The organism is Streptomyces arenae, assembly GCF_022343545.1.
Taxonomy (GTDB): domain Bacteria; phylum Actinomycetota; class Actinomycetes; order Streptomycetales; family Streptomycetaceae; genus Streptomyces; species Streptomyces humi.
In genome coordinates this window covers 224,131-251,043 of record NZ_JAKQYH010000069.1, presented here as the reverse complement: position 1 = coordinate 251,043, position 26,913 = coordinate 224,131, and the positions used below count along the sequence as shown (strand labels likewise).

21 protein-coding genes, 1 tRNA gene and 1 pseudogene are annotated in these 26,913 nt (G+C 71.9%); 10 read left to right on the top strand and 13 right to left on the bottom strand.

The genetic code is table 11. The features are described from left to right. Window positions 1-158 precede the first annotated feature (158 nt). A complete protein-coding gene (locus MB828_RS32765; RefSeq protein WP_301651392.1) occupies window positions 159-719 on the bottom strand; it encodes a carboxymuconolactone decarboxylase family protein in 561 nt (186 codons plus the stop codon). A gap of 233 nt (window positions 720-952) precedes the next feature. On the opposite strand from MB828_RS32765, the gene MB828_RS32760 reads away from it, so the two are divergent. After that, complete coding sequence (locus MB828_RS32760; protein WP_133024159.1) at window positions 953-1,357, top strand: cupin domain-containing protein; 405 nt, start codon at window positions 953-955, stop codon at window positions 1,355-1,357. 109 nt (window positions 1,358-1,466) lie between these two features. Here the strand turns inward: MB828_RS32760 and MB828_RS32755 are convergent, their stop codons facing one another. Next, a complete protein-coding gene (locus MB828_RS32755; protein WP_301651342.1) occupies window positions 1,467-2,819 on the bottom strand; it encodes an alpha/beta hydrolase in 1,353 nt (450 codons plus the stop codon). A gap of 200 nt (window positions 2,820-3,019) precedes the next feature. Between MB828_RS32755 and MB828_RS32750 the strand changes: the two genes are divergently transcribed. Next, entirely contained in the window at window positions 3,020-4,261 is a 1,242-nt protein-coding gene (locus tag MB828_RS32750; protein WP_301651341.1) for a SpoIIE family protein phosphatase, read from the top strand. Between the two features lie 74 nt (window positions 4,262-4,335). Here MB828_RS32750 and MB828_RS32745 read toward each other — a convergent pair whose 3' ends face one another. Beyond that, the gene (locus tag MB828_RS32745) at window positions 4,336-5,271 is read right to left on the bottom strand and encodes a hypothetical protein (protein ID WP_430381459.1); all 936 of its coding nucleotides are present in this window, start codon (window positions 5,269-5,271) and stop codon (window positions 4,336-4,338) included. A 235-nt stretch (window positions 5,272-5,506) separates the two neighbouring features. On the opposite strand from MB828_RS32745, the pseudogene MB828_RS32740 reads away from it, so the two are divergent. The 3 genes and pseudogenes from MB828_RS32740 to MB828_RS32730 form a co-directional block, all read left to right on the top strand. Then, window positions 5,507-5,889 (top strand): annotated as a pseudogene (locus MB828_RS32740) (LysR substrate-binding domain-containing protein); the annotation flags it as partial. A gap of 114 nt (window positions 5,890-6,003) precedes the next feature. Then, window positions 6,004-6,078 (top strand) — tRNA-Met (locus MB828_RS32735). Window positions 6,079-6,285: 207 nt separating this feature from the next. Next, a complete protein-coding gene (locus MB828_RS32730; protein ID WP_301651339.1) occupies window positions 6,286-7,026 on the top strand; it encodes a class I SAM-dependent DNA methyltransferase in 741 nt (246 codons plus the stop codon). 34 nt (window positions 7,027-7,060) lie between these two features. Here MB828_RS32730 and MB828_RS32725 read toward each other — a convergent pair whose 3' ends face one another. The 5 genes from MB828_RS32725 to MB828_RS32705 all read right to left on the bottom strand — a co-directional run bounded on the left by MB828_RS32725 (window position 7,061) and on the right by MB828_RS32705 (window position 18,252). Next, on the bottom strand, window positions 7,061-7,717 hold the full coding sequence (locus MB828_RS32725) for a hypothetical protein (RefSeq protein WP_301651338.1): 657 nt from the start codon (window positions 7,715-7,717) through the stop codon (window positions 7,061-7,063). Window positions 7,718-7,930: 213 nt separating this feature from the next. Continuing rightward, window positions 7,931-10,339, bottom strand: a complete 2,409-nt coding sequence (locus tag MB828_RS32720) for an endonuclease/exonuclease/phosphatase family protein (RefSeq protein ID WP_430381464.1) — start codon at window positions 10,337-10,339, stop codon at window positions 7,931-7,933. 290 nt (window positions 10,340-10,629) lie between these two features. Continuing rightward, window positions 10,630-13,266 carry a lectin gene (locus MB828_RS32715; RefSeq protein ID WP_430381463.1) on the bottom strand — a complete coding sequence of 879 codons (2,637 nt, stop codon included), beginning with the start codon at window positions 13,264-13,266 and terminating at the stop codon, window positions 10,630-10,632. A 239-nt stretch (window positions 13,267-13,505) separates the two neighbouring features. After that, window positions 13,506-13,967 carry an excalibur calcium-binding domain-containing protein gene (locus MB828_RS32710; RefSeq protein WP_301651336.1) on the bottom strand — a complete coding sequence of 154 codons (462 nt, stop codon included), beginning with the start codon at window positions 13,965-13,967 and terminating at the stop codon, window positions 13,506-13,508. Between the two features lie 214 nt (window positions 13,968-14,181). Continuing rightward, a complete protein-coding gene (locus MB828_RS32705; RefSeq protein ID WP_301651389.1) occupies window positions 14,182-18,252 on the bottom strand; it encodes a beta-galactosidase in 4,071 nt (1,356 codons plus the stop codon). A 335-nt stretch (window positions 18,253-18,587) separates the two neighbouring features. Here MB828_RS32705 and MB828_RS32700 point away from each other — a divergent pair, with 335 nt between their 5' ends. From MB828_RS32700 to MB828_RS32680, 5 genes are all read left to right on the top strand, one after another. Continuing rightward, on the top strand, window positions 18,588-20,339 hold the full coding sequence (locus MB828_RS32700; protein ID WP_301651335.1) for a phosphodiester glycosidase family protein: 1,752 nt from the start codon (window positions 18,588-18,590) through the stop codon (window positions 20,337-20,339). Window positions 20,340-20,748: 409 nt separating this feature from the next. Further along, window positions 20,749-20,961 carry a glycoside hydrolase family 15 protein gene (locus MB828_RS47000; RefSeq protein ID WP_430381458.1) on the top strand — a complete coding sequence of 71 codons (213 nt, stop codon included), beginning with the start codon at window positions 20,749-20,751 and terminating at the stop codon, window positions 20,959-20,961. Between the two features lie 178 nt (window positions 20,962-21,139). Beyond that, on the top strand, window positions 21,140-21,511 hold the full coding sequence (locus MB828_RS32690; RefSeq protein WP_301651388.1) for a phage holin family protein: 372 nt from the start codon (window positions 21,140-21,142) through the stop codon (window positions 21,509-21,511). Further along, complete coding sequence (locus tag MB828_RS32685; RefSeq protein WP_301651334.1) at window positions 21,508-21,963, top strand: DUF3618 domain-containing protein; 456 nt, start codon at window positions 21,508-21,510, stop codon at window positions 21,961-21,963. The genes MB828_RS32690 and MB828_RS32685 overlap by 4 nt, the downstream gene beginning before the upstream one ends. A 5-nt stretch (window positions 21,964-21,968) precedes the next feature. Continuing rightward, window positions 21,969-22,235: a DUF4235 domain-containing protein gene (locus tag MB828_RS32680; RefSeq protein WP_301651333.1), complete on the top strand. Its 267-nt coding sequence runs from the start codon at window positions 21,969-21,971 to the stop codon at window positions 22,233-22,235. Window positions 22,236-22,317: 82 nt separating this feature from the next. On the opposite strand, the gene MB828_RS32675 is transcribed toward MB828_RS32680, so the two are convergent. The 5 genes from MB828_RS32675 to MB828_RS32655 form a co-directional block, all read right to left on the bottom strand. Next, window positions 22,318-22,533 carry a DUF4177 domain-containing protein gene (locus MB828_RS32675; RefSeq protein WP_046728804.1) on the bottom strand — a complete coding sequence of 72 codons (216 nt, stop codon included), beginning with the start codon at window positions 22,531-22,533 and terminating at the stop codon, window positions 22,318-22,320. 104 nt (window positions 22,534-22,637) lie between these two features. Further along, the gene (locus MB828_RS32670) at window positions 22,638-23,141 is read right to left on the bottom strand and encodes a DUF1203 domain-containing protein (RefSeq protein WP_301651332.1); all 504 of its coding nucleotides are present in this window, start codon (window positions 23,139-23,141) and stop codon (window positions 22,638-22,640) included. Window positions 23,142-23,232: 91 nt separating this feature from the next. Next, window positions 23,233-23,439, bottom strand: a complete 207-nt coding sequence (locus MB828_RS32665; protein ID WP_301651331.1) for a hypothetical protein — start codon at window positions 23,437-23,439, stop codon at window positions 23,233-23,235. Between the two features lie 151 nt (window positions 23,440-23,590). Next, a complete protein-coding gene (locus tag MB828_RS32660) occupies window positions 23,591-24,247 on the bottom strand; it encodes a hypothetical protein (RefSeq protein WP_301651330.1) in 657 nt (218 codons plus the stop codon). Window positions 24,248-24,272: 25 nt separating this feature from the next. After that, a complete protein-coding gene (locus MB828_RS32655; RefSeq protein WP_301651329.1) occupies window positions 24,273-26,909 on the bottom strand; it encodes a WD40/YVTN/BNR-like repeat-containing protein in 2,637 nt (878 codons plus the stop codon). Window positions 26,910-26,913 lie beyond the last annotated feature (4 nt).

Below are 26,913 nucleotides of genomic sequence, written 5' to 3'. Positions count from 1 at the left end.
TTTTCCTCCCCGGCGGCGCCACCGTCCCGACGGCGGCTCGCGGGACGTTTCGGCGACACGGCGGATGTGCGGCATCCATGTGATCCAAAGGAATGTTGGCAATATTGTCAATATCTTGACGCTCACCCCCGGCCGTGATCCTGACCAGGTCGGAGGCGTCACGGCCGCGGGTCGGAGACGGGGATCACCCGCCCGTATCCGCGGATGTCGGGGAACGGCGGCACCTTGTCCGCCTGCAGGTCCACCTGGAACGTGTTCAGGCACATGCCGAGCATGGTGAAGTTCCCCAGCGCTCCGATGGTGTCGACCAGGCCCTTGGCCCCGAAGTGGCCGAGCGCGTCGGCGAAGGTCTCGTCGGAGACGAAGTGGTCCTCCAGGATCTCCCGGCAGAACCGGTAGAAGGCCTGGTCCCGTTCGTCGTCGAACACCGCCTCGCGCTTCTCGGCGATCGCCTGCACGGCCGCTTCCGGGACCCCGGCCTCGATCGCCTGCCGCACATGCGCGTTCCAGGAGTACTGCGCGTCCCAGTTGCGGGCGGCCATGAGCAGACTCAGTTCGCGCAGGTGCTTCGGCAGACTGCAGTCGAAGCGGGCGAAGGCGCCGAGGGCCTCGGCCCGCTCGCACATGTCCGGGCTGTGCAGCCAGACCCGGAACGGACCGCGCACGGCACCGCGGCGGCCGGCGATGCGCGCGGCCAACTCCCGCTGCCTGGCGTCCATTTCCTCATCGGTCAGTACGGGGAGCCTCATCTCGCGGGCACCTGCCTCTTCCCTGTCGGCACGGCTCCGGAAGCCGTGCGCTGCCAGGGACCGTACCGCCGGGTCCGCCGGGCCCATCCCTCCCGGAGCGCAAGGTAAAGCTGCACGCCAGGGGGCAGTCAGGGGCCGCCAGGCGGCCTAACGTCGTGCGACGCGGCACCGGAATGCCGCGCGATCCGAAAGGAACCCCCCGGATGACCACGATCATCAAGGCCGCGTCCGTGCCCCTGCTCGACCGGGGCGGCTCCGTCGTGACGACACCGCTCGTCACGACACCGTCGGCGGGCGGGGAGAACCGGATCACGAGCGGCATGAGCGTGTATCCGGTCGGCTCCGGCGCGCCCCTGCACTCGCACAACTGCGACGAGCACGTCACTGTCCTCGACGGCGAGGCGGAGGTGGTGGTGGACGGCGAGGTGACGAGGCTGGAACGGTACGACACCACCTACATCCCCTCCCCCGTCCCCCACCTGTTCCGCAACGTCGGGGACCGGCCGCTGCGCATCCTGTGGGTGTACTCGTCCGGACACGTGACGCGGACGTTCACGGCGACCGGCAGGACCGTGGAACACCTGTCGCACGAGGACCAGATGGGCTGACGGAGGGCGGGCCGGGGAGAAGGGGCTTCCGGATCCGCTACCGGACCGCGCCTCCGGACCGCGGCTTCGGATTGCGGCTCCGGATCGTGCTTCCGGTCGCGGTTCCGGATCAGCGGGTGCCGGAAAGCCGGCTCGGCCGGTAGTCGGTGAAGGCGGCGCCGTCGAGGTCCAGTTGCTCCGCGCTGCGCTGGAGTTCGGCGGTGGTGGCGGAGTCGCCCCAGTGCCCGGTGTCCAGCCGGTGTTCGACGGCGTGCAGTCCGGCGACCACTTCCGCGGTGGTGAAGTTGCAGTGGCTCTGCCGTGCCACGTAGGCCTGCCTAAGGAGCGCGGAGTCGCCGGCCCGGCGCACCCGCCCGGCGAAGGCCGACTCCTGCTCGACGGGCACGAGTTGGTCGGCGGTGGTGTGGAGGTCGAGCAGCGGCACGGCCAGTGACTGGCCGGCCGTGGAGGTCCGCTTCAGATGAGCCACCGCGGCCGGGTCGGCCGAGATGTCCGCACCGCGGGTGAGCCGGTTCAGGTCCGTGCGCAGGTCGAGCCCGGCGTCCCGGTAGAGCGCCTCGACCTGCTTGGCGTGGCTGGACTTGTGCAGCAGACCGGCGTAGTCGACGCCCTCGTTCCAGGAGGTGTTGCCGCCGGCGGACTGCTCCACCGACCAGCGCGCCGGGACGATGAACCCGAGCAGGCCCTGGGCCAGCCAGGCGTACTGCTGCTGCTCCTGGCCCGCGAAGTCGTCGGACGCGGGCGGCTGTTGGCCCGGAGCCCAGTCGGTCAGGTTGAGGTAGGCGGCGGCCAGGGCGATCCGGGCGCGTCCGGCGGGGGTCTGCTGTGCCGTTTCCACGGCCTTGGTGAGCCGGTCGGCCAGGCCCGCACCGTCGGCCTGGCTGTCCAGGTTCACGAGCTCGCCGGCGTCGGCCGGGTCGAAGAACGTGGCCAGGGTGTACTCGGCGTCCAGCTGGTAGTTGTCCAGGTCCACGCCGCCCGCGACCAGGCCGCACAGGCCCAGTGAGCCGTCGACGCGGCCCGCGCCGTCGCGGGCGATCCGGGCGTTCACGAGACCGCCCATGGACTGGCCCACCGATATCACCCGGGTCGGCGTGCCGACCTGCCGGCGGAAGGCGGTGAGCGCCGCGAACTGGTCCCGCTCGGCCGAGTCGAGCGCCCACATCGAGCCGTTCGGGTCGTAGGAGGAGCCGACGAGGGCGTAGCCGGCGTCCAGCAGGGCCTGGCGTGCCGCTGCCGACGGGGCGTCTGCGGCGGTGGTCGGTCCGAAGCCGTGGCTGAACAGCAGCAGGCTGCCGTTCCACTGCGCGGGTGTGTCCGCGATCCAGGTGGCGCCGTCGGCCAGGGTCCCGGAGTAGTGGTCGCCGGCCGCGGCCCGAGCGCCGGTCGCGGGCCCGATCAGAGCGGTTGCGAGGGCGGTGGCACAGGCGACGGCGAGGGTCGTGAGACGGGGTCGGGACATGACGGCGGCTCCGCGAGTCGAGGGGGGACCGGGGGGGGTGCGCGAGCTGGACGAGCGCTGCGAATGTAGGGCTCTTTTTCAACTGCCGTCAATACAATGCCCAATATCGGCGGGTGTCATCCACCGCGGACCCGCCGCCGTCCCGCCGCGGGCGCATAGTGGAACCGGAGAGGGGGCTGCGGAGAAGCGGGTGAGCGCCTGTGACCACATCAGCGATCGACTACCACACGCTGTTCGCCGCCACTCCCAGCCCCTACCTGGTACTCGGCCCCGATCTCGTGATCCTCGACGTGAACGCGGCCTACTGCCGGGCGACCGGCCGCACCCGCGACGACCTCGTCGGGCAGTACGTCTTCGACGCGTTCCCCGACAACCCGGCGGACCCGAACGCCGACGGGGTGCAGAACCTCAGCGCCTCCCTGCACCGGGTGCTGCGCGCGAAGCAGCCGGACACCATGGCGGTGCAGAAGTACGACATCCCGGTGGCCGACCGCCCCGGAGAGTTCGAGGAACGCTGGTGGTCCCCGATCAACACCCCGGTGCTCGGGCCGGACAACCAGGTCGCGTGGATCATCCACCGGGTGGAGGACGTCACCGAGTTCGTGCTCTCCCACAGCGCCCGTGCCCGGCCCGGTCAGGCCCTGAGCGAACGCGAGACCATGGAGGCCGAACTCTACGCGCGCACCCGGGAACTCCAGCTCGTGATCGAGCAGCTGCGCAAGGCGCACGCCCGGGAGCGGAAGATCGCCGTCACCCTCCAAGAGGCGATGATGCAGTCCCCGGACCTGGAGCGGCACCCGGACATCGCGGTGCGCTACCTGCCCGCGGCCAAAGGGCTCAACGTCTGCGGCGACTGGTACGACGTCGTGGACCTGCCTGGCGACCGCTTCGCCGTCGCGGTGGGCGACGTCGTCGGCCACGGCCTGGAGGCCGCCGCCGCCATGGGCATGCTCCGCAGCGCGCTGTCCGCCGCGGTCCGCGCCCTGCACGAGCCGGCCAGCGCCATGGAGGCGCTGGGCCTGTACGCCCGGTCGGTGGAGGGCGCGTGCGCGACCACCGCCGTGAAGGCCGTCGTCGACCCCCACGGCCGGCACATCACCTACAGCAGTGCCGGTCACCCGCCACCGATCCTGTCCCGCCCCGACGGCACCTTCGTCCTGCTCGACCAGGCCACCGACCCACCCCTGGGAGCCCGTCCGAACCATGTCCCGCGACCCCAGGCCGCCGTGCCCTACTCCTCCGGCGACACCCTCGCCCTGTACACCGACGGGCTCATCGAACGCCGCGGCGAGGACATCGACATCGGCCTGCACCGCCTCACCACCACCCTCACCGAGAACTCCCGGCTCGGCCCCGACCACCTGGCCGACGTCCTGCTGTCCCGCCTGGGCGTCAGCGGCGGCGGCCATGACGACATCGCCTTGATCATCGTCCGCCTGTGACCACCTCGCCCGACGGGGGCTCGCACGCACGTGGATGCCCGGCCCGGGCGGGCCCCGCCCTCCGCTGATCCGGTCTATTCGGTGTCCGTCTGCATACGGCGTACGCGCTGCGCCCTCTCGTGCGCCTCCCGCTCGGCCTGGGCGAGGACCTCGGCGGCGGACCGGCTGAGTCTCTCCGCTTCCCGCTGGTCCTTCTCGGCTCGCCGGTACTCCTCCCGTGTCCCGCGCAGGTGCTCCTCGGCGGCGGACATCCGCTCGCGGGCCTGCTCCGTCCGCTCACGCGCCCGCCGCAGCCCGGCATCGGCTTCCGCCTGCCGTGCGCGCTCCTCGTTCAGGTGCCGTTCGGCGGCCTCGGCGGCCTCCCGTGCGCGGGCCAGCCGTTCCTGACGGGCTCGGCGCCGTTCGGCGAGTTCGTCCTTCGCCGCCCGCGCCCCCGTCGCGGGGGCCGGCCGGCTCCGGGCGGGCGGCCGCTCGGCGGGCGGTGTGGTGCCGGGACGGAAGTCCGACGGCGGGGTGAGGGCGGTGGCCAGCCGGCCGCCCGCCCACTCGTCGGCCGCGTCATGGTCGGCGAGCACCGCGCGCAGGGTCGCTTCGAGGTCCTGCTGGACCGGGTCCGAGAGCCGGTGCCCGGCCTCATGGGCGAGTTGCACGGCCTGCCGCGACAGGGCGGACACGATCCGGCGGCGCTGTGCGGAGAGATCCCTGAGACCATCGGCGTCCAGGGTCCGGTAGGCCTCGCGCAGCGCCTGCCCCAGTTCCAGGAACTGCCGGCTCTCCTCCGGCAGAGAGCGCAGCAGGAGGTTCGCCGCCCAGGCCGCGAGGGTGGGACGGCGGGCGGCGTGGATCCGGCGGGCGTCCTCCGCCCGGCCGTCCGCCTTCGCGGCGGCGGCCAGCGTCTCCCGACGGGCGACGAAGTCGGACGGAGGCGTGGTGTACAGGTCGTCGAGGGCGGTCTCCACGTCGCCCCCCGCGCCGTCCTGCCGGTTCTTGCGCGCGTTCAGTTCGCCCACACCTCCGGTCACCCCGCCGCGGGGGACGGGCGGACGACGGCGCGGTGCTCGGACACGGCACCAGCCTCACGTACACCCCGCCGCCTCGCATCCCGGCCGAGGCGAGTTCCGCACGGCGCCCCGGCCAGCCGGAAGCGGCGCCGCCCGCCAGGCCGAGGCCGATCAGGGCGAGCTGGGCGGACGGGGCGGACCGGGTGGGCCGGAGGGACCGGTCGAATAGGGCAGACCGGGCGGACCGGCGATGCTGCGGTCGCTCGCCGGCCACCCCTGGCTGATGGAACCCGAGGGCACGGCCGCCCGGCGCTGGGCATGACGCTGTGCCGCAACGTCGGCTTCGAACCCGACGTACGGTTCGAGACCACCGACCTCCTGCTCCACCAGCGCCTCGTCGAGGAGAACCACGCGGCGGCCTTTCTGCCCGGCCTCGTCCGGAGCGACCGGCCTCCGGGCGTCACCCTGCACCAGCTCCCCCGCGGCCGGCGCGCCCGCCGCGTCTTCACCGTGGTACGCCACGGCCGCAGCCGGCACCCGGCCGTCCAGGCCTGCCGGCACGCCCTCCGGCACGCGGTCGCCCTCCGCTCCGGCACGCGACGGCCCCCGTCGAACGCACCGCCCTGACCACGGCCCACCGCCGGGCGGACGCCGCCGAGGGGGCCGAGCAGCGGCCGGCGTGGCCCTTCGGCGGAAAACATCCGCCGTCGCCGCGCGAATGCCGTAGGGTGGTGTCACCGACGCGGGGTGGAGCAGCTCGGTAGCTCGCTGGGCTCATAACCCAGAGGTCGCGTGGTTCAAATCCCGCCCCCGCTACGACAGTCCGGCCCCTCCGCGTCCCGCGGAGGGGCCGGGGGCGTTCACGGCGCGCGGCCCCGGAGCCGTGGTGGCCACGGTTGTTGTCACGGTGGTTGTCACGGGTCGCGGGCCCCGTCCTTGGCCTCGCCGCGCGGGGCGCCTGGCCGGCCGCGCGGTCGTAAACCCGTCGACAGCACCCGGCGTCGCCCGGCAGAGTGGCCGCCCGTGACGACCAGTGAACTGTGGACCAGGGCGACCGCCGACCGCTACGACGCCGAGGAGACCGTGATGTCCTCGGCCGCCGTCCTCGGGCCGACCGTCGCCTTCCTCGCCGAACTCGCCGGTGACGGCCGGGCACTGGAGTTCGCCATCGGGACCGGCCGCGTGGGCGTCCCTCTCCGGGAGCGCGGCGTGCCGGTGGTGGGCATCGAACTGTCCGAGCACATGACGGCGGTGCTGCGGGGCAAGGCCGACGAGAGCACGCTCCCGGTGGTCATCGGGGACATGGCCACCACCGTGGTGCCCGGTGGGTTCAGCCTGGTCTATCTCGTCTACAACACCATCTCCAACCTGCTCACGCAGGACGAGCAGGTCGAGTGCTTCCGTAACGCCGCACGTCATCTGGAGCCCGGCGGCCGGTTCGTCATCGAGCTGGGCGTGCCACCGCTGCGGTTCCTGCCGCCCGGACAGGTGGCGGTGCCCTTCGACGTCTCCGAACGGCATCTCGGCTTCGACACCTTCGACCTCGTCGAGCAGGTTCTGGTCTCGCACCACTTCACCCGCGACGGAGACGACGGCCGATACCGGCGAGGCAACTCCCGGCACCGGTACGCCTGGCCGGCGGAACTCGACCTGATGGCACGGATCGCCGGGCTGGAGCTGGAGCGCCGCGTCGCGGACTGGGACGGGACGCCGTTCACCCAGGACTCCCCGAAGCACATCTCCGTGTGGCGCAAGCCGGTCTGAGACCGGCCGCCGGGGCGCCGCGGTGCCCCTCCGCTCAGCCTAGGCCGAGGCGGCTGAGGGCGGTGGTCCAGTCGGTGACTATCGCGCGCTGCGCGGCGGCGAGGGTGACCTTGCCGGAGCAGACCGCGGTGTGCAGCTTCGTCTCCACCGGGTCCTTGCGGTTGTTCACCCCTGCGCCCTTCTTGTGGCCCGGGTCGGCCGGCTCCACCCACAGGTTGCGGTAGTCGTTGGGGTCGCCGCCGAGTTGCAGACTGATCAGGTGGTCGTACTCGGCGTCCCGCATGCTCCCCGTGAATCCGTAGGACGCGGCGTTCAGCTTCTTCTCCTTGCCCGTCACGTAGGCAGAGGGGCGTACCCCCGAGGTGTAGCCGCCCTTGCGGCAGATCGTCGACGCCAGGTTCGACTGGGTGACCGCCGGGGATGTCGCGCCCGGCGTGCACGTCGGGTCCTCCAACGGCTCACCCTTGTCGTACCGGTAGTGGCACGAACCGGCGGCCGGCTGCTGCTGTACCGCGTACTTCTTCTGCGGGCCGGCCCCCACCGCGATCGTCCGGTCCGTACCGCCCGACGCTTCGGCGGACCCGGTCCCGCCCGGGGACGGGGCAGCGCCCCCGAGCGAAGCGCCCTTGCAGCCTGCGACCAGCAGGCACGACAGCATCACGATCGAAACGGCACGGCGGGTGGACGGCATGACAGCCCCTCAAGGTCAGGCGACGGCTGAGCAGATGCTGCCCTACCCGGCCGGCGCCCTGACGGGCGGGGGGCGGACACACGTCTGGCGTACATCGCCCGGCAGGCCGGGGCAAGGGCGCACCGGCGTCACCGTGCGGGCGCCGGGGGGGTACGCCACTCGGCCGCCCCCCAGTGGGACGGCCGGGTTCCGCACGGTCGGGCCGGTGCGTCGTTACGGCTTCACGCGCACGATCTGCGGGTCGTGGTCGCTGGTCTGCGCGGCGAACTCGCTGTTGATGTGCACCACGTCGTAGTCGGCACCGTGCTTCAGGGCCGGGCTGACCAGGATGTGGTCCAGGACCTGCGAGTTGCCCTCGTAGACGTACGAGTACCGCTCCTTGACCGGCAGGGTGTTCACCAGGTCGGTGAGGATCCTGCCGTTCGCCGTGAGTGAGGTGACCGCGGGCGAGAACTGGTAGTCGTTCAGGTCGCCGAGGACGACCAGGCCGGCCTTCGGGTCCGCCTTCTCCAGCGACTCGACGAACTCCCGCTCCACCAGGGCCTGTCGGTTGCGCTGCGCCTCGGAGCCGCGCGCCGGCGGCTGGAAGCGGCTGTCGATCGCCTGGTCGCCGCCCTTGCTGTTGAAGTGGTTGGCGATGACGAAGAGCCTCTTGCCGCGGAAGGTGAACTCACCGACCAAGGGCTTGCGGGAGGAGGTCCACGCGTCGTCCGTCGGCGCGATGCGGCCCGGTGACGCGGTCAGGTGCGTGTCGGCGCCCGTGCCGGTCACGCCGACGGCCGTGGCGGAGTCGCCGCCCGGACGGTCGGTGAACTGCACCCGGCCGGGGTTGAACAGGAACGCCTGGCGAATGTTGCCGCCCGGCTGGCCGCCGTCCTTGTCGTTGACGGGGTCGATCTGCCGCCACTCGTAGCGCGGGCCGCCGGCCGCCACGATCGCGTCGACCAGCTTGCCCAGCGTCTTGTCGGCGGCGACCGTGCCGTCGTCGGTGGCGCCGCTGTTGTCCTGGATCTCCTCCAGGGCGACGATGTCGGGCGAACGCAGGTTCGTCACCAGGCCCTTGGCGAGCGCGTCGAACTTCGACTGCGCGTTCCCGGGCGCCAGGTTCTCCACGTTGTACGTGGCGACGCTCACCTGCGAGGTGCTCTGCTTCGCCGTCACCTCGGGCTCGAGGTCGCCGGTGCGGACGGTGCCGATGGCCCGGGCCTCGATCGCGTAGGTGCCGGCGAACTGGTTGTAGTCCAGCGGGCCCTCGGTGGTACCGGTCAGCGTGTCGCCCACGTTCGCCACGGGGAACGCCTGCTGGGCGGCCGGGATCAGCGACTGGACCATGAGACGGCCCGAGTTGGGCTCGTCGTAGCCCTTGTACAGGGTGCCGCCCCGCTTGGTGGGGTTCTGGTCCGGCCGGACCGTGACCCACATCTCCGAGTACGGGTCCGTCGCGCCGACCACCCGGCTGCCGCCGATGCGGACGTTCATGCCCTCCAGCGACTCGTAGGTGTCGAGGGCGTACTCGTCAGGACGCAGCGGCAGGTTCTCGATGCTCGCGCCGCCCGCCTGCGGGGCGAACTGCTCGGGCACCGACCGCTCGTCGAGGACCACCGGGGCCGGTACGGCGTTGCCGCCGGACACGACGGTCACCGTGGCCTTGGTCAGCTCGGTGACCGACTGTATGCCGGTGTCCTGGCCGCCCGGGTAGTACTCCTGGGCCGTGGCGTCGAGGGAGACGCTGTCGCCGGCCTTGACGGTGGGCGTGGTCGAACCGGTGAAGACGAAGACGCCCTCGCTGGTGCGCGGGTCCGCGTCGGGGTTCGGGTCCTGGACCCAGAAACCCTGCGAGGAGCCGTACGCGCGGACGCCGGTGACGATGCCGGTGACACCGGAGACCGTCTTGCCGTTGAGCGGCGAGAGGCGGGTGTCGCCCTGGATGTCGTGGATCTTCGCCGGGGTGGCCGGCGGGGTGGTGGGCGGCGGCGAACTCGGCGGGTCGGTCGGGGTGGTGCCGCCGCCGGTGTCCCCGGTGTTCTGCGGGGACGGGTCGCCCGCGGTGAAGTCCGCTGCGTTGTCGTCGGTGTCGGCGAGGGAGGCCGCGCGCGACACGGACGCGGTGTTGCTCGCGCCGGCCGCCGCGCCGTTGCCCTCGTGCACGACGGCGGTGCCGAAGCCGACCAGGTCCTTGACCCGCGAGTCGGCCTGGCAGTCGGCGGCGGTGAGGCAGGTCAGCGGGTCGCTGCCGGTGACCAGCGCGATGGCGCCGTTGGTGCCCGACATGTTGATGGAGCCGGTGGCGTCGGGCGTCGGCAGCGCCTTGGTGCCGCCGGTTCCCGCGGCCTCCTGGACCAGGTAGCGGCCGCCGCCGGCCAGCGAGCCGGTGAGCGGGGTGGACTGCCACTTGGAGGAGGAGGTCGGCGTGCCCGGCAGGTACTGCACGCTGTAGCCGCTCAGGTCCACCGAGCCGCTGCCCGCGTTGGCCAGCTCGACGAAGTCGTTGGTGTACGTGGCGCCCGAGTTGCCGCCGCCTCCGTAGACCTCGGCGATCAGGGCCTCGTGCGAGGCGGCCATGGCGTTGATGCTCAGACCGGCCGTGGCGAGTACGACGGCACCGGCGATGCCGTAGGGCAGGGCGCGCTTGCGTCTGGAGCGCTGCGGACGCGGCTCGGCGGCCTCGGATGAGAGGTGCGACACGGAGGGGTCTCCTTCATGCGGACGGCGTGGCTGGGTACGGGAGCGCACCGGGCCCGCCCGGGCGTACGACGCGGGCCAAGATACGCGCGTAGACAACGCCTGCGCAGCACTTGGGAGATGAACTCTGGGACACAAACGAAGGTCCCGTGTTCCGGTTCGGTCACGTGCTGTTCCCGTGTGTCCCGGCCCTGGGGTGCGGACACACGGGAACGTGCCGTCCCGACGCCTCAGCCCGGCAGCTTCCAGTTCTGCGCCGCCGTTCCGTTGCAGGTGTACAGCTGGAGCTGGGTGCCGTTCGTGGTCGAGGAGTTGGGGTCGTCCAGGCACAGCTTCGACTCGGGGTTGACCAGGGACCCGTTGGCTCCGGCGGTCCACTGCTGGGCGCCGGTGCCGTTGCAGGTCCACAGCTGGATCAGGGTGCCGTTGGTGGTCCCGCTGTGGTCGGCGTCGAGGCACTTGCCGAGGGACCGGACCGTTCCGTCAGCGGCGACGATCCAGTCCTGGGCGTACGTGTCGTCGCAGCCCCAGATCTGCACGTGGGTACCGTCGGAGGTGCCCGAAGAGGCGACGTCCGCGCACAGGGCGGAGCCCACCGCCGAGGCGAGCGCACCGATCCGCGGCGGGGCCGGCGCGGTGGTGTCCCCCGCGTACGAGGGCGGGGCCGCGGCGGCCGACGTCGCCCACGACGTGTTGGCGGCGGTGCCCAGCGCGAAGTCCAGGGTGCCGCCGGCCGTGATCGCCGTGGTGGGAGCGTAGGCGTTGTTCCACGCCGTGCCGTTCCACGCCGCGGACTGCACGTAGGGGGCGTTGTCGGCGGCACCGTTGCCGTTGACCGTCAGTGTCCTGCCCGAGGGAAGGGTGATGACGGCCTGGGTGAACAGCGGTGAGCCCAGGGCGAGATCGGAGGTGCCGGGTGTCTCGGGGAACATGCCGAGCGCCGACCAGACGTACCAGGCACTCATCGCGCCGAGGTCGTCGTTGCCGTCGGCCAGGCCGCCCGGGGTGTTCGACCAGATCTGGTCCTGGATCGCCCGGACCGTGCCCTGCGTCCTGTAGGGCTGTCCGGTGTAGTCGTACTCCCACGGCAGTTCGATGCTGGGTTCGTTGCCGACCCAGGCGTAGCCGTTGGCGCCGGTGTAGCTGCGCAGCACGGTGTCCAGGTAGTGGTTCATCGCGGTGTTGCCGCCCTTGGCGCGTGCCAGGCCGCCGATGTCGAAGGGAACCATCCCGGTGTAGATCCACGAGTCGGCCTCGACCATGTCGGTACCGCTGGTGGGGTCGAAGCCACCGGTCCACGCGCCGCTCGCGTTACGGGGTTCCACGAAACCGGAGGCCGGATTGAGGACGTTGCGCCAGTCCTGTGCGCGGTTGGCGTACGTCTTCTGGTCGGCGGTGTCGCCGAGCGCTCCCGCCATCGCGGAGAGCGCGAAGTCGGCCGTGTCGTACTCCAGGGTGGTCGCCACCGGGCCGTAGAAGTTGCAGCAGCCGTAACTGCCGTCGTGCGGCATGTATCCGGGTGAGTTGAGGTAGGCGAGGCCGGGGCGGTCGTTGTTGGCCGTGCTCGCCTGTCGGACCATGTCGGCCAGGGCGGTGGTGGCGTCGAAGTTCCGGGCGCCGAAGGCGTAGTAGTCGGCGAGTATGGCGTCCGCCGGGTCACCGACCATGACGTACGACTCGCCGTTGTTCTCCGACCACTTGGGGAAGATCCCGGTCTGCGCGTAGTCGTCGACCATCGACTGTGCGGTGTCGGAGGCGACCTGGGGAGCGACCAGGGCTTCGAGCTGTGCCTGCGAACGGTAGATGTCCCAGCCGGAGTAGTTCGCGTACACCGCGCTGTGGCCGGTGTCCACGGTGTGTGTCTTCCCGTCGAAGCCGTAGTACTGGCCGTTGCTGTCGCTGATCACGTTCGGGTGCAGCAGGGAATGGTAGAGCGCGGTGTAGAAGGTCCCCTGCTGGGCGGCCGTCCCGCCGGCGATCTGCACCTTGCCGAGCGCGCTGTTCCAGGCGTTCTGCGCGGCGGTGCGGGTCGCGTCGAAGTCCCAACCGGTGTTCTCCCCGGCCCGGTTGGCGACCGCGTTCGCGACCGACACGTAGGAGATCCCGACCTTGGCCTGTACGACCGGGTTGCTCGTGGTGTCGAAGGTGACGTACCCGTTGGAGGCGGCAGCGGCAGGGGTGGCGCCTGCCGCGGCGGACTTCGCGGCCGAGCCGCCCTGCGCGGCGAACGGCCGGTCGAAGACCATGTCGAAGTAGACGGTGTACGTGTTCCCGGCACCGCAGAAGTGGCCGCTGGTCACCTGCCCGCTCACCTCGGTGCTCGACACCTTGGTGAACTGCGTCGACGTGGCGCCGTTCTGACTGGCCGTCAACTTGAAGAGCAGGTTGGCCTGGCTGGTGGCGGGGAAGGTGAAGCGCGCCATGCCACTGCGTGTCGTGGTGGTCAGTTCCGTGGTCACCTGGTTGTCGAGGACGACCTTGTACGACCCGGCCGACGCCGACTCGCCGGCATGCGAGAAGCCGTCCGTCGCACCGGTGTTCACGGCCCCCACCGTGGGCAGCACCGGTATGTCACCGGCCGCGCCGCAACCGGGGCCGGCGATGTGGGTCAGGCTGAAACCGGTGATCGAGGAGTCGTTGTACTCGTAGCCCCCGCCGTCGGGGCGTGACGGGGTGTCCGGGCTCCACTGCACCATGCCGAACGGGACGTCGGCGCCCGGGAAGTCGTCGGCCTGGTTCGACGTGCCGACGAACGGGTTGACCAGGGCCGCCGGCGCGGTGACGAGCGCCGCCTTCCCGGCCGCCCAGGCCGGCGTGCACAGCCCGGCGGCGGCCAGCGCGGCGGCAGCGAGGAGACCGATCGCCATGGTTCCGGGAGGTCTCGACAGTCGTGTCATCACAGGGATTTCTCCTCCTGCTCGGGAGTGAGAGGCAGACAACGTTGTCTACAACTGGTGACAACGTTGTCCAGCCGTGGAGATCCGTGAGGAACCGCGAAGAGGGGAACCCTTCGGAAGCTAGCCATAAGGCAGGGACATGTCAACGACTGCCGTAACTGGCCCGTCTCGACCGGACGTCGAGCCGGGCCTGTCGCGGTCGGTTCAGGTCACTCGCAGGCGACGCCGTCGCCGTCCCGGTCGAGGTGCGAGGCGTATCCGGGATCGCCCCGGTAGAGCGGAGTGACCCCGGCGGCGCGGGCGGCGGTGCAGTTGGCGTAGTAGGCGCTGCCGCCGCCACTGCCACCGCTGCCGTCGTCGTCTGAGGCGACGGACCCTCCCCCACCCGAGTCGGCGGTGACGGTCACCCTGACCTTGACCGTCTTCGTCTCGGTGACGGTCGGCGCCGGTTCGGGTGCGGCGGTCTCCGTGGCGGTCGCCGTCGCCGTGACCGTGGCGGTCGCGGTGGGCAGCGGCTTGTCGTCGGCGACCGCCTTCTTGCCGTCGTCGCCACCGCCGCCCGCCGCGATGCCGACGACGAACGCCACGGCGACAGCGGGCAGTACGACTCTCTTCCGCGCCCACCTGGGTATGGGCCCGGTGGGTTGCGGCATGTTGTACGGGTTGGTCATCGTCCCCCCTGATTGCTGTAGGAACGACGACGGTAGTCGGCGCCTGGGGCACTGGAGCCGCTTTGGTGCAGGAGTCACCTGTTCGTGACGGCTGAGCACCCGCATGTCATGCGGTACCGCGGACAGCGGGCGGGTGAGGGACCACAGGGCGAAGCCCCGGGGCACTCGCCCCGGGGCTTCGACCAGGACACCGGTGCTTCATCCGTTCTGTGCTTCATCCGCAGGTCAGGGTCGGGACGCCCCAGTCGCCGTGGTCGTTGCCGTTGCCGTCGCCGGCGTCGCCGACCTTGAGGTCGACCACCTGGGCGCCGCTGACGTCGACGTCGACGGGCACCGCGGCCTGTTTGCCCCGGACCGTCGGCGTGGTCACCAGGGTCCTGCCGTCGGCGATGACGGAGAAGGTGACCGTGCCCGCGCCGTTCGTCTCGTCGTCCACGCCCACGTCGGCGGTCAGGCGTGAGCACTTCCCGGCGAGGTACAGCTGGACGTCGCTGACCGAGTTGGTGCCGAGGCCCTTGGCATAGCTCACCCCGGCGATGCTGAGGGGCCGGCCGTCCCCGGCCGCCTGTTCGCCGACGCTGCTGTCGCGCTCCACCGGGCCCCACCCGTTGGTGGCGGACAGGAACGGCAGGTCGCTCACCGCGCTCTTCCCGGCGGGCGGCGCCGGTGGGATGCCGCCGACGATGCGCTCGTCGGTCCCGGTGGCCGGTCGTCCGTGCTGCACGTAGTCCACCGTGGTGGTGAGTGCCGAGGCGGACGGCAGGGTGCCCGCCGGGGGCTGGACGTTCCAGGTGAAGGTGGCCGAGCCGCCGGGTCGTACCCGGTCGGCCGATGCGGGACTCGTGGCGTCGACGCGCCAGCCGTCGGGGGCGGCGAGGGAGGCCGTGAGACGGGTGGCGGACGCTCCGTTCTCGGGCACCCGCACCGTCGTGCGGGCCGTGAAGGACCGCGACGGCTGCGCGGTGTCGGGCGCGTCCAGGGTGACGTCGGCGCCGGGGCGCTTCGGCATCGCGTACGTACGGGCGTCGTAGCGCGGGCTGTCGTTCTGCGCGACGCGCAGGGAGGACGCGTAGCTGCCGTAGTCGGTGAGCGAGACCTCGCCGAGGCCGCCGGTGCTGCCGTCCAGGTTCCAGACGGCGATGGCGATGCTGTTGTGGCCGTTCGGGTTCAGGATCCCGTTGGGGATCGGGAAGGTGTGCTGCGGGCCCAGGTAGTCGACGTAGTTGCCGAGCTGCCAGCCGTTGACGAAGATCGTGGCGCGGTACTTGCGTGCCGCGTCGTCGGTGAACGTCAGCCCGACCGAGGTGTCCTGACCGTGTGGCAGATCCAGCTCGGCGTCGGTGCGGTACCAGGAGACTCCGGGACGGGTGTCGGTGTTCGGCAGCGTCACCTTGTTCCACTTGGCGTCCGGGTAGCCCGGCAGGGACCAGCCGGCCCGCTCGCCGTACAGGCCGCCCGTCGACAGCGGGCCGCGTACCGTGTCCTGGAGGTCCTCGCCGCCGCGTACGCCCTGCACGCGCCAGGTGACGGAGGTCAGCGGGGCGCCGACGAGGGAGGCGCTGGTCAGGCCGCGGGCCGTCTTGTTGCCGTTGGTCGAGTTGTAGTCCTCCTCGTGTCCCATGTTCACGGTGAGCACGGAGAGGACGTTGTCACCTTCGGACTTCAGGGCGCCCGCCGGGAAGGTGAGGTCGGCGCTGCCCGTGGTGGAGCTGCCCAGGAAGGTGCCGTTGAGCCAGGCCGAGAAGGCCTGCGCGTCGCCGCCGGAGTCGGAGACCAGGTGGATGCCGGTCTCCTTGCCGGTGGCGCGGAAGCGGCCGCGGTACCAGGTGTTGCCGGTGTGGAAGCCGTAGTCGTCGGCGTAGAGCACCGGCAGTGTGCCGGCGCCGGAGACGCTGTTGGTGGTCGTCCTGTCGGCCACCTGCCAGCTGGAGTCGTCGAAACCGGGGGCCGATTCGGGGGACTCCTCGGTGTGCTTCCAGTTCGTCAGCGCCGGGAGGCGGACCGCGGCGGCGACCGGGATCTGTCCGGTGCGGCTCGCGGTGCCGGTGGTCCGGGTGTGCACGGTCCGGCCGTTCCAGGTGACCCGGTCGGCGGCGGTGAACACCTCGACGTCCTTGTCGTCGGCGTTGTCGCCGGTGAGCGCCAGGGTGTGGCCGCCGTCCAGGCTGGTCGCGGTGCGCAGCAGGTGGGTGCCGCGGACGAGCACGGGTCCGGCCGACGTGTCCTGGCGCCAGAAGGTCTTCGCCGTGGCCTTGTCCGCGACGAGCAGGAGCAGCGGGCGCTTGCCGCCTCCGCTGACGCTGATCCGGGTCAGGCCCTTGTGCGTGTAGTTCAGGCGGAGGTCGCCGGTGGCCGGGTCCCAGGTGGTGGCGGCGGTGCCGTCGCTGGTGGTCACGGTGGGCTCGGAGGAGTAGCGCAGGACCGTCTCGCCGTCGCTGCCGGCGTCGCCGTAGAGCACGGCCACGTCCCGGTCGCCGATGGTCTCGCTGGTCATGATCTCCGAGGTCGAGTACTGCAACTGCGAGTCGCCGAGCCGGTAGTTCGCCACGATGACGTGTGAGTCGCGGCCGTCGAGGGTGATCGCGGTGCCAGGCTGCTGCGGGACGACCGGGTAGGTCGGTTTCGCGGTGTCGGCGGTGGGCACGTCGATGGCGTCGACGGCCACGTAGTTGTCCGTGGACGCCGAGCTGTGGCTGCCGGTGACGACGATCTTCAGGGTGTGCGCGCCGGGGGCCAGGCCGGTCTTCTGGAAGAGGACCGCCTGGCTCTCGGAGCCGGAGTCGTCGACCGTCGTCTGCCTGGTGCCGTCCAGGTAGACGTCGGCGTAGCCGTGGTTGTTCGTCTTCGAGCCGATCCAGCGGATCGCGGTGCCGTCGAAGGGGACGGTGAGCGAGTCACCGGCCTGCTTGGAGAAGGACTCGGTGTGCTTGTAGTCGCCGCCGGTGTAGCTGGTGTCGGCCACGTGCGACCACGAACCGCTGTACTGAAGCGTGGAGTCGGGGTCGTCCCAGGTGTAGGTGGTGTCCGCGGCGGGCTGGGCGTTGAAGTCCAGGGAGATGTGGGTCCTGTCGACGGCCGTCGAGGTGGAGTTCCCGTGCCGCAGAACGTGGAACTGCGTCTTCGTGTCGGGGTTCATCCGGGCGGTGTCGACGATCGCGGAGTCGTCCGGCGGGGTGGCCCTGATCGTCTCGGTCTTGGTCAGCGGGGCGACGGACTGGGTGAAGTACCCGATCAGCTTGTCCTCGTAGTACTTCGGGTCGAGCTGCCGGGTCTCGCGGATCGCGGCCCCGTAGTCGTACGACGTGTAGTTCTCGGGCATGCCGAGCCAGCCCCAGTTGGTGCCGCCGTAGGTCATGTAGAAGCTCTGCGCGGTGGCGCCGACGGCGATGTTCTGCTTGTAGAACACGTTGGCGAACTGGTCGTTGATCAGCTGGGCGCACTTGTCGTAGCCCGGTCCGCCCCAGGGGTCGAAGGCGCCGCCCTGGAACTCCGGTGAGTACAGGGGTTTTCCGGCGGGGTGGTCGTAGCTGATGTCGGGGACGCCGTTCCACTTCGTGGGGTTCGAGCAGTCGAAGCCCTGTGGGTAGGAGTCGGGACCGTCGACGTCCAGGGCGCCGGTGCCGGAGTTGAAGGTGCCGTTGTTGTTGCCGGTCAGCGGGACCGTGATGCCGTCGGCGCGGGCCTTGTCCTCCAGGTGCCGCATGTAGGAGCGGCCGGCGGCGGAGCCGTTGTAGTACTCGTTCTCGACCTGGTAGGCGATGACCGACCCGGTGCCGTTGGTGAGTTGGTGGCGGGCGATGATCCGGTCGATCTGGGTCAGCCACTCGTCCGCGTACTTCAGGAACCGGGGGTCGTCGCTGCGGTTGTCGCCGGCCTTGGTGGTCAGCCAGCCGGGCAGGCCGCCGCTGTCGACCTCGGCGTTGATGTACGGCGCCGGGCGGGCGATGACGTAGAGGCCGGCCTCCTGGGCCATGTCGAGCAGTTTGTCGACGTCTCGCACCCCGGTGAAGTCGTACACCCCCGGCTTCGGCGAGTGGTAGCCCCAGTCGAAGTACAGCGAGGTGGAGTTGAACCCGGCGGCCTTCATCTTCTGGAAGATGTCGCGCCACAGGTCCGGGCTCGGCAGCCGGAAGTAGTGGAACTCGCCGGACCAGAGGTAGGTGCGTCTGCCGTCGACGAGGAACGAGTACCCGTCGAGGCTCACGGTGTGCGGCTGCGGGCTGACCGCGGGCGCGGCGGCGGGAGTTGTCCCGCCGCCGTCCCGGGCGGCGGCGGGCCCCGTCATGCCCACGGCCAAAGCGATGGTCGCGGTGGTGGCGAGAGCCGCCCGCCGCCACCGGTGTCTGCCGGGTCTCTCGCCCGCTGAACGGATCCGACTACCCCACACTGCGGCCTCCATCCGCCTGAGCAATCAGGATCGAACAGACTCAGGCAAAGCCGAACAGTAAGGCGCCACAAGGCTCAACACAATGGGGCGGGAGAACACCGCTGCCGGAGATGTCAGCCAGGCTTTCCTCCGACGGCCGCCGTTCTTCACGCGGGCGTCCTCGGGCGGAGTTGGGGTGGCGGGCGGTGCCGGCAGGCCGGGAGGCACCGTGGGAGACGTATGCCAGGAGGGACATGTCCGCCACCGTGAAGAGGCCCGGACACACCGGACGCACCCGACCCAGCGGACTCGCGGAACTCGCCGGACGCACCCGGTCCATGGGTCTTGCGGGACTCGGTGTGCGGCGCGGAGCGGGACGCGGTCTTGCGCTGGGGACCGCCGTGGCGGTCCTCGCGTTCGCGGCACCGGCGACCGCCGACGCGGGCGCCGCGGGCGGCGCCGTTCCCGTGACCGCCGCTGCCGTTCCCGTGGCCGGTGCCGCTTCCGTGGCCGACGCACTCTCGTGGACCGTGCGGGACGTCGCACCCGGTGTCCAGGTTCGCACCGGAGTACTGAGCGACCCGGCCGCCGCCGGTGTCTGGACGGTCACCGTGCAGGCCCCGGCCGTCGACCGACTCACGGGTGCCGCCACCTGGGCGCCGCTCGCGGACCGGGCCTGGGCCGACGCCACCGCCGAGCGGCTGCGGGCCGCCGGTTTCGCGCCACGCCTGGAGCAGGTGACCTGGGACCGGTACGCCGACACGCCCCGCGGCACCATGGGATGGCAGGTCAGGGTCGGCCGGTACGCCACGCAGACGGCGGCCCGTACCCTCGGCTCCGCGGTGACCGCGGCCGGTTTCCGTACCGCGGTGGAATGGACGGGCTACGACGGACGGCAGCCCGCCGACGCGGAACGCGTCCACGTGGCCGTGCTCGACCCGGCCCGGCTGCGGGGCACGATCGAGGCCAGCGACGGCGGTGACACCGCCGACCGCGAGCGGACCTCCGTGGTCGCCGCCCGGCTGGGCTCCCTGGTGGGCGTCAACGGCGGTTTCTTCGTCACCTCCGACGCGGACGGCGTCCAGGGCACCTCGGCCGGACTGTCCGCGGTACACGGCGAACTGCAGTCCATGGCAGCCGGTTCACGCGCCGCGCTGATCCTCCAGGACGGCGGCCGGCGTGCCCGGATCGCCCGCCTGTCCACCACCGTCACCGTCCGCGCCGGCGCGGCGAGCCGTGCGGTGCAGGGCATCAACCGGGTGCCGGGCAAGGTGCGCAACTGCGGCCGTCCCGGCGCCGTACCCACCGCGCTCCCCCGCCAGGACGTCACCTGCGCCCTCGCCGACGACCTGGTGGAGTTCACCTCCGACTTCCGGGCCCCGCTGCCCACCGGGTCCGGTGTCCAGGTCGTCCTGGACCGGCACGGCGTGGTCGTCTCCGGCGGCGCCCGGGGCGGTTCCGTACCCGTCGGCGGCTCGGTCCTCCAGGGCACCGGGACGGCGGCTGCCTGGCTCACCGACCACGCCGGGACGGGCCGCCGGCTGGAGGTGCGGGAGGCCGTCCGGGACACCGCCACGGGGCGTCGGATCCGCCTCGGCGCCCACGACACCGTCGTCAGCGCGGCGCCCACCCTGGTCCGGGACGGGCGCGTCCACGTCGACGCGGCCACCGAAGGCACCCTGGACCCGCTCGACCTGTCTTTCGGGTTCGCCTGGTCCAACACGCGCCAACCGCGCACCCTGGCCGGAATCGACGGCCGGGGACGGCTCCTGCTGGTGACCGTCGACGGCCGGCAGCCCGGCGTCAGCGAGGGCCTCACGCTCGCCGAGGCCGCCGCGTTCATGCGCTCCCTGGGCGCCGTCGACGCGCTCAACCTCGACGGCGGCGGCTCGACCGCGATGGCCATCGAGGGCACCCTCGTCAACACACCGTCCGACGCGACCGGGGAACGCGCCGTCGGCGACACGGTCCAGGTCCTCCCGGCCACCGGCGTCGACGCCCACTGAGGACAGGTCGACACCGAGGAGCCCTCGCTCACACGGGCGCGGGGTTCTCCGCCGCGGCCGGCACCTCGGCGGGCCCCATCGTGCGCGACCAGTGCTACGCGGGCCTGGCCGTCGCCGCCGACGGGCCGCACGAACTGCTCGACAGCGCCGTACGGTTCACCGCCGAGACCCGGCGCCGCTGTCTGCGCCCCGACGGCCGGTGGCGCCGGGCCGAGGACGACGACGGCCCGGAGGCCGCGCTGCTCACTCCCCTGGCCCGCGGCTGCCCGCCCGCCGACGATCCGAGCGGCGCCATCACCCGGCGGTTCGTCGAGGAACGCCTGGGTGAGGACGGCTACCTCTACCGCTTCGTGCACGGGGACACCCCCCTGGGGAAGCGGAGGGGGCTTTCCTGCTCTGCGGGTTCACAATGGCGCTGGCCACCGACCGCATCGGTGACCGGGCCGGCGCGCTGCGCTGGTTCGAACGGACCGGGGCGGCCTGCGGGTCGGCCGGGCTGTTCGCGGAGGAGTACGACGTCCGTCAGCGTCAGCTGCGCGGCAACCTGCCCCAGGCGTTCGTCCACGCCCTGCTGCTGGAATGCGCGGTCCGCCTCGCCGACGCGGCCGCGCTTCCGTTCTGATCCGGGCAGTTGTCCTTAATCCCGCTGTTCGGGGTACTCGCGCGTGCATCGGACCGCCGGGCGTGACGGGCCCGGCGGTCAGCGGAACGGACAGGGACGGGAGGTGAGCTCCGTGTCGAGTACGCAGTCGCACCACGCCTCGGTGGGCCGGAGCGCGGACCGCGCCGGCCAGGAGCCGGTGGGCGAGTTGGTGCAGCGGGCCTCGCAGCAGCTGACCGAGCTGGTGCGCGGCGAACTGAGGCTGGCACAGGCGGAGATGAAGGAGAAGGGCAGGCGCTACGGCAAGGGCGGCGGCCTGTTCGGCGGAGCCGGCGTCGTCGGTTTTCTGATGCTCCAGGCGCTGGTGGCCAGCGTGATCGCCGCGCTCGCGCTGGTGCTGCCGGTGTGGGCGGCCGGGCTGGTCGTCACGGCGGTGCTCGGTGTGATCGGCGCGGTGCTGGCCATGAGCGGAAAACAGCAGGTCGGCCGGGCGGCGCCGCCCACGCCCGAGCAGACGGTCGAGAACGTGAAGGCCGACGTGGCCACGATCAAGGAGAGTGCACACCGATGACCAGGCCGCCGCACGACGAACCCACCGCCGGACCCGAGGAACTGCGTGAGCAGGTCGAGCGGACCCGTGCCGAACTCGGCGAGACCGTACAGGCGCTGGCGGCCAAGACCGATGTCAGGGCGCGCGCCCGGCAGAAGGGCGCCGAGGTGAGGGAGCAGGCCGCTGCGAAGGGCGGGCAGCTTAAGGAACAGGCCGCCGTGAAGGGCGGGCAGCTGAAGGAACAGGCCGCCGTGAAGGGCGGCCAGCTTAAGGAACAGGCCGCCGTCAAGGCCGGGGAACTGAAGGCCAGGGCGGCCCAGGCCGGTCGCGTCTGGCAGGACAGGGCGCCCGAGTCGGTGCGGCGGACGGCCGCGCAGGGGGCGCGACTGGCGCAGGGCGACCGCAAGGTACTGCTGGCGGTGGCGGGTGCGGCCGTCGTGGTGTGGGTGGCCTGCCGCCGTACGGAGGGATGAGCCGGGTGAAGGTTTCGAAGATCGCTTACAAGCCGGTGGGGCTGGCTCTCGGCATGGCCGGCGGGGCGGCCGCGGGAGCGCTGTTCAAACAGACGTGGAAGCTGCTCGGCCACGACGAGGACGCCCCGGACGCCACCGACGAGGACCGGTCCTGGCGCGAGGTGCTGCTCGCCGCGATGCTCCAGGGCGCGATCTTCGCCGTGGTGAAGGCAGCCGTCGACCGTGCGGGCGCCACCGGGATCCGCAACCTGACCGGGACCTGGCCCGGCTGACGCGCGGCACCCGCGCCGACGGCGAACGCCCCCGAACCCTGTGCGGGCCGGGGGCGTTCGGTGTGCTCGGGGTGACTTCCGGTCAGCCGCGCGGGCGTTCGAAGGTCAGCAGCAGGCCCTCCACGGCACCGGGACCGATGCGGCCCTTCACGTCGGCGGACGTGATGGCCTTGAGAGCCCAGCCGTCCTCGGCGTGCTTGTTGAGGACCTTCTCCAGCTTGTCGCTGTCCAGAGCGTCGCCGATCAGCGACTCCCGGAAGGTGACGACCTTGTATTCGTACGTGTAGGCGCTGCTCATGACTTCGGGGTCCTCCTGGCGGCCGGGCCGGGTCGGTGTGGAAGTGGCCAGGGCAAGACAATCATCCCGGGCGCCGCCGCGTACCGCTGGCCCCGGTTTTCCCGTCAGGGGCGGTCCACGCGGAAGTGGTAGCAGCCGTACTCGACGGCGCGCACGTGCACTTGGGCGGTCGTGGGGTCGGCGAAGGCTTCCGCCAGGGCGTGTTCGAGGGCCGCGTCGGCGTCGCCGGGCAGGTCCAGCATGCGCCCGCCCGTGATGTGTCCGCGGCTGTCGTAGCGGCGCAGGACGCGCAGGGCGCCGGGACGGGCCCAGGGATAGCCGGGGTCGTCGCCGGCCGGGCCGCCGCACTCCTCGGCGTGGATGAAGACGGGCCCCTGTTCGTCGTAGGCTCCCGGGTCGGCGGCCGTCCGCGCGGCCCAGCGGCGCAGCGGGGCGTACGAGACGAGGGCGATCCGCTCGCCCACGGTGCTGGAGCGCAGACAGCACCTCAGTGGTGCGTCGCCTTCCTCGTCCGTGAACGGGTGCGGCGGGCTCCCGGCGTCGTCGCGGATCCGGAGTTCCCCGAGGGCCGTCGGGGCGATGGGCTCGGCGTGGAAAGTGGTGGTCATGCCGTTCAGCCTGGCGCGGGGCGGTCCGGGGCGCTGGCGGGAACCGGACGTCGTCCTGCGTGCCGGCCCCGGACCGGTGTCACGGCCAGGGCTACTTGGCGTGGGGTGCGTCCTTGAGGCCGGCGGCCATGGACTTGGCGGCCGCGTCCAGGCCCGCGACGGCGGCCTTGGGCAGCGCTCCGGCCACCTTGGTGGCCAGGTCACGGGAGGGCACGGGGGCGGTTCCGTCCGCGTGGGCCGGGGCGGCGACGGCGAGGCCCGTCAGAGCGAGCGCGGTGGCGGTGATGATCCTCTTCATGTCCTGAGGAACGACCGTCTCCGCCGTGGGACACGCCCCCGCAGCGGGGAAGCTCGAAGCACGCCGGGGGCCGGGTCTCCGCTGCCGTCGGTTTCCGGCGTCCGCCGGGACTTGCCCGGGCCGGGGCGTGGCGCATGCTGGTAGGCACACGTCAGGAGCAGGGAGGTGCGGGGATGCGGTGGTGGGCCGGCGGGTACGCGATCGCCGCGGTGCTGGTGCTGGCCGCGTGTGGCACGTCGGGCGGTGGCGGGGCGGCGGGCGGGCCGTCGAGCGACCCCTCGGCGGGGTCACCGGCCGGCACTCCGGCGTCCACGTCCGCGCCGCCCTCGGCAGGTTCCGCGTCCGCGTCGCCCTCGGCCGGTGCCACGACCGCGCCGCCCTCGGCCGGTGCCTCGTCGGCGAATCCCGCCCCGGCCTCGCCCTCGCGGTCGGCGGTTCCTTCCGCCGGCGGCTGTGCCGCGGGGCGGGTGGAGGTCTCCGTGGCGCCTGGAGACGCGGTCCGGCGGCAGTTGTGTGTCCGGCCGGGAACCGTGATCTCGCTGGTCCTGCGGCCGCGGACGGACGACGGGCGCTGGACGGGAGTGGCGAGTTCCGCGCCGGGCCTCGTCCTGGTGTCCGGCTGGCGGGTGGACGCGGACGGCACGGCCCACGCCTCACTGCGGTCCGCTGGCACCCGGGGCGGCAGCGCCCGCGTCACGGCGCGGGCGAAGACACCGGACGTGGCGGGTGCGGCGCGGGTCGCGTTCACGCTGGAGGTGACCGTCACCCCGTACCCGCGGGAGGGGTGACCCCGGCGGACCAGGGTCACCCCTCACCTCACCGCGGGGTGTGCGTCAGCGGCAGTCACGCACCTTGACGGTGTAGATGCCCCGGCCGTGGGTGGCCGCGTACAGCGTGCTGCCGTCGGGGCCGAGCTTCAGCTGGAGCACGGCGACCGCCGGGAGCGAGCCGACGCGCTCCCACCGGGTGCGGCCCGGAGCGCGGTAGACGACGCCGAGGTCGGTGGCGACGGCGAGGCCGCCGTTCGGGGTGACCACGGCGGAGTTGGTCGGTACGTCGGGCAGGTTCGCCGAGATGTCCTTCCAGGTGGTGCCGCCGTCGGTGGACTCGAAGACGTGGCCGACGCCCGCGCCGGGGCCCTCGGTCCAGTGCCGGGAGAAGCCGTTGACGGCGAGGTAGACGTGGTCGGCGTTCTTCGGGTCGACGGCGAAGCCGCTGAGGTAGCGGTTCGGCACGGTCCCGGCTACCGGCAGGGTGACGTCGTGCCAGCCGGTGCCGTCCGCGTTGCCGACGGAGATGCCGCGCGCGAAGCCCTGGTTGTTGCAGGGGCCGCACCAGGCCGCGTAGACCTTGCCGCCCGAGGCGGCGACGGCGGTGGCGGTGCGGCCGGCGCCGAGGTCGTACACGCTCTTCCACTCGCTGCCGCTGCGGATGGCGTAGCCGTGGGTCTGCACCCAGACGTGCCGGCCGCCGGCGATCCAGGTGTCGCTGTCCTTCGCGTCGGTCGCGAGCGGGGCGATGAACCGGGCCTCGCCGGTGGCGTTGTCGGCCGGGGCGACGTTGTACGACGTGGCCTTGGTGGGGTCGCTGGTCCAGCTGCCGTCGTTGACCGCGCAGTTCTGGGTCACCTGGATGGCGAGGTAGACGTATTCCTCGGCCAGGTTGCAGCCGTTGGCCGGGTCGGTGAGGGTGTCGCCGCCGTCGCCGCCGAAGTTGGAGCCCATGACCGTGTCGTTGCTGCGCAGGATCGACTGGCCGTTGTCCTGGAGGCCGCCGGTGACGGAGACCCCGCCGTGGGCCAGGTCCTTGCCGATGCCCACCGAGTAGTACTGGAGGGTGTCGATGGTGCCGTCGTTGAGGGAGGTCCAGTCGGTGGCGTGGCCGGAGGCGTCCTGGGAGCCGTTGACCGGGCGCTTGTAGACGCCGCCGTCGTTGCCGACGTAGACGAAGCTCTTGCCGTGGTAGCGGCCGATGGCGACGCCGTGCTGGTCGGAGTGGGTGGTCTGGTTGCAGGTGCCGGTCTGCTCGGAGGGGTCGATGGACCAGCAGGAGAAGCCGAAGTTCCAGTACGGGCCGACGGTGGACCAGGTGGCGCCGCCGTCCTTGGTCTCGTAGACCTCCTCCAGGCCCGCGTAGACGTGCTTCGGGTCGCTCGGGTCGACGGTGAGGAACTGGTTGTACCAGGCCTGGACGCCCGGCATGTAGCCGCTGGAGGTCAACGCCGAGCCGTCCGCGGCCAGTTGCTTGTAGTCGGCGATCTTCGTCCAGGGTCCGAAGGGCGAGGCGGCGCTGTAGATGCCTTCCAGGCCGCTGTCGGGGTTGGTGTTCAGCTGCTCGGGCGACTGGTCGACGGCGTAGTAGCGGGAGCCGTCGGCGGAGCGGGCGAAGGTGACGTTGCCGACGTCGTCCGGGTCGGTCGGCAGGTCGCCGAAGCCGCTGCTGATGCGCGTCCAGGCGCCGTTGACCTTGGTGTAGAAGCCGTTGTAGTCGTCACCGCTCCGCCAGCCGACCGCCAGGATCACCTTGCTGGGGTCCTTGGGGTCGATCGCGATGTCGTTGGCGATGTTCTTGTACGCGGCGGCGTCGTCGTGCGCCTTCGAACCGCCCGGCAGGTAGTCGGGGTTGGGTGCGAACTCCAGTTTCCAGGCGCCCTTGAGGGTCTTCGTGGAGTGGCTCCACACGCCCTCGCTGGTGGCCGCCCACACCTTGCCGCCGCCGAACCGGAGTTCGTGGACGGTGGTGGACTCGAGTTCGTCGCCGCCGACCCTGCTGCGGGACGAGAAGGTGCCGTGGTGCGGGTCGGACAGGACGTAGACGCCGCTGCCGAGGTAGGCGTCCGCGTTGGTGGTGGCCTCGCCGGTGCCCAGCCACAGCCGCCCCGACCCGTCGAGCGCGAGGGCGCCGGTGGACTGCGAGGAGAGCTTGTCGCTGATGGGCTTCCAGTGCCCGCCGCCCCGTCGGGAGCGCCATACACCGCCGCCCGCGCTGCCCGCGTACACGTAGCCGTCGTCGTCCGCGGCGATCGCGGCCATCCGGCCGGTGACATTGCCGGAGCCGCCGCTGGAGTTGGAGTCGATGTCCCGGTAGCGGGAGTCGTCGGAGTTGTACGGCAGGTCGGTGATGTTGCGCCAACTGCCGCCGGTGGCGGGCAGGTCGGTGAGACTCGTCCAGGCGGCGCCGTACGCGCCGGGTGCGACGACGCCGGGCGAGGTGCGGGCCTCGGCGTACTGGTCCGCGCCCTCCGCTATCTCGTCGGCCTCGTTGCCGTCATCGTCGTCCTCCGCCTTCACCTTGGGGTCGACCGCGCCCACCGACCGGTCGCGTTCGGAGGCGAGTCGAGCGAGGGTGCGTGCCCCGAACGGGGACGTGTTCCTGCCGGACGCGGCGCCGACGGGTGTCGCGACGAGTGCGGCGGACGCGGTGATGGCACAGATCGTGAGCCATCGTCTCTTGCGGGTTGGTGCTGACACCGGA

Bases quoted from the DNA above. Each gene is read 5' to 3' on its own strand.
- MB828_RS32765 (WP_301651392.1), bottom strand. From the start codon at position 719: ATGGACGCCAGGCAGCGGGAGTTGGCCGCGCGCATCGCCGGCCGCCGC.
- MB828_RS32760 (WP_133024159.1), top strand. From the start codon at position 953: ATGACCACGATCATCAAGGCCGCGTCCGTGCCCCTGCTCGACCGGGGC.
- MB828_RS32755 (WP_301651342.1), bottom strand. From the start codon at position 2,819: ATGTCCCGACCCCGTCTCACGACCCTCGCCGTCGCCTGTGCCACCGCC.
- MB828_RS32725 (WP_301651338.1), bottom strand. From the start codon at position 7,717: ATGCCGTCCACCCGCCGTGCCGTTTCGATCGTGATGCTGTCGTGCCTG.
- MB828_RS32715 (WP_430381463.1), bottom strand. From the start codon at position 13,266: ATGGCGATCGGTCTCCTCGCTGCCGCCGCGCTGGCCGCCGCCGGGCTG.
- MB828_RS32710 (WP_301651336.1), bottom strand. From the start codon at position 13,967: ATGACCAACCCGTACAACATGCCGCAACCCACCGGGCCCATACCCAGG.
- MB828_RS32705 (WP_301651389.1), bottom strand. From the start codon at position 18,252: ATGACGGGGCCCGCCGCCGCCCGGGACGGCGGCGGGACAACTCCCGCC.
- MB828_RS32700 (WP_301651335.1), top strand. From the start codon at position 18,588: ATGTCCGCCACCGTGAAGAGGCCCGGACACACCGGACGCACCCGACCC.
- MB828_RS47000 (WP_430381458.1), top strand. From the start codon at position 20,749: ATGGCGCTGGCCACCGACCGCATCGGTGACCGGGCCGGCGCGCTGCGC.
- MB828_RS32685 (WP_301651334.1), top strand. From the start codon at position 21,508: ATGACCAGGCCGCCGCACGACGAACCCACCGCCGGACCCGAGGAACTG.
- MB828_RS32675 (WP_046728804.1), bottom strand. From the start codon at position 22,533: ATGAGCAGCGCCTACACGTACGAATACAAGGTCGTCACCTTCCGGGAG.
- MB828_RS32670 (WP_301651332.1), bottom strand. From the start codon at position 23,141: ATGACCACCACTTTCCACGCCGAGCCCATCGCCCCGACGGCCCTCGGG.
- MB828_RS32665 (WP_301651331.1), bottom strand. From the start codon at position 23,439: ATGAAGAGGATCATCACCGCCACCGCGCTCGCTCTGACGGGCCTCGCC.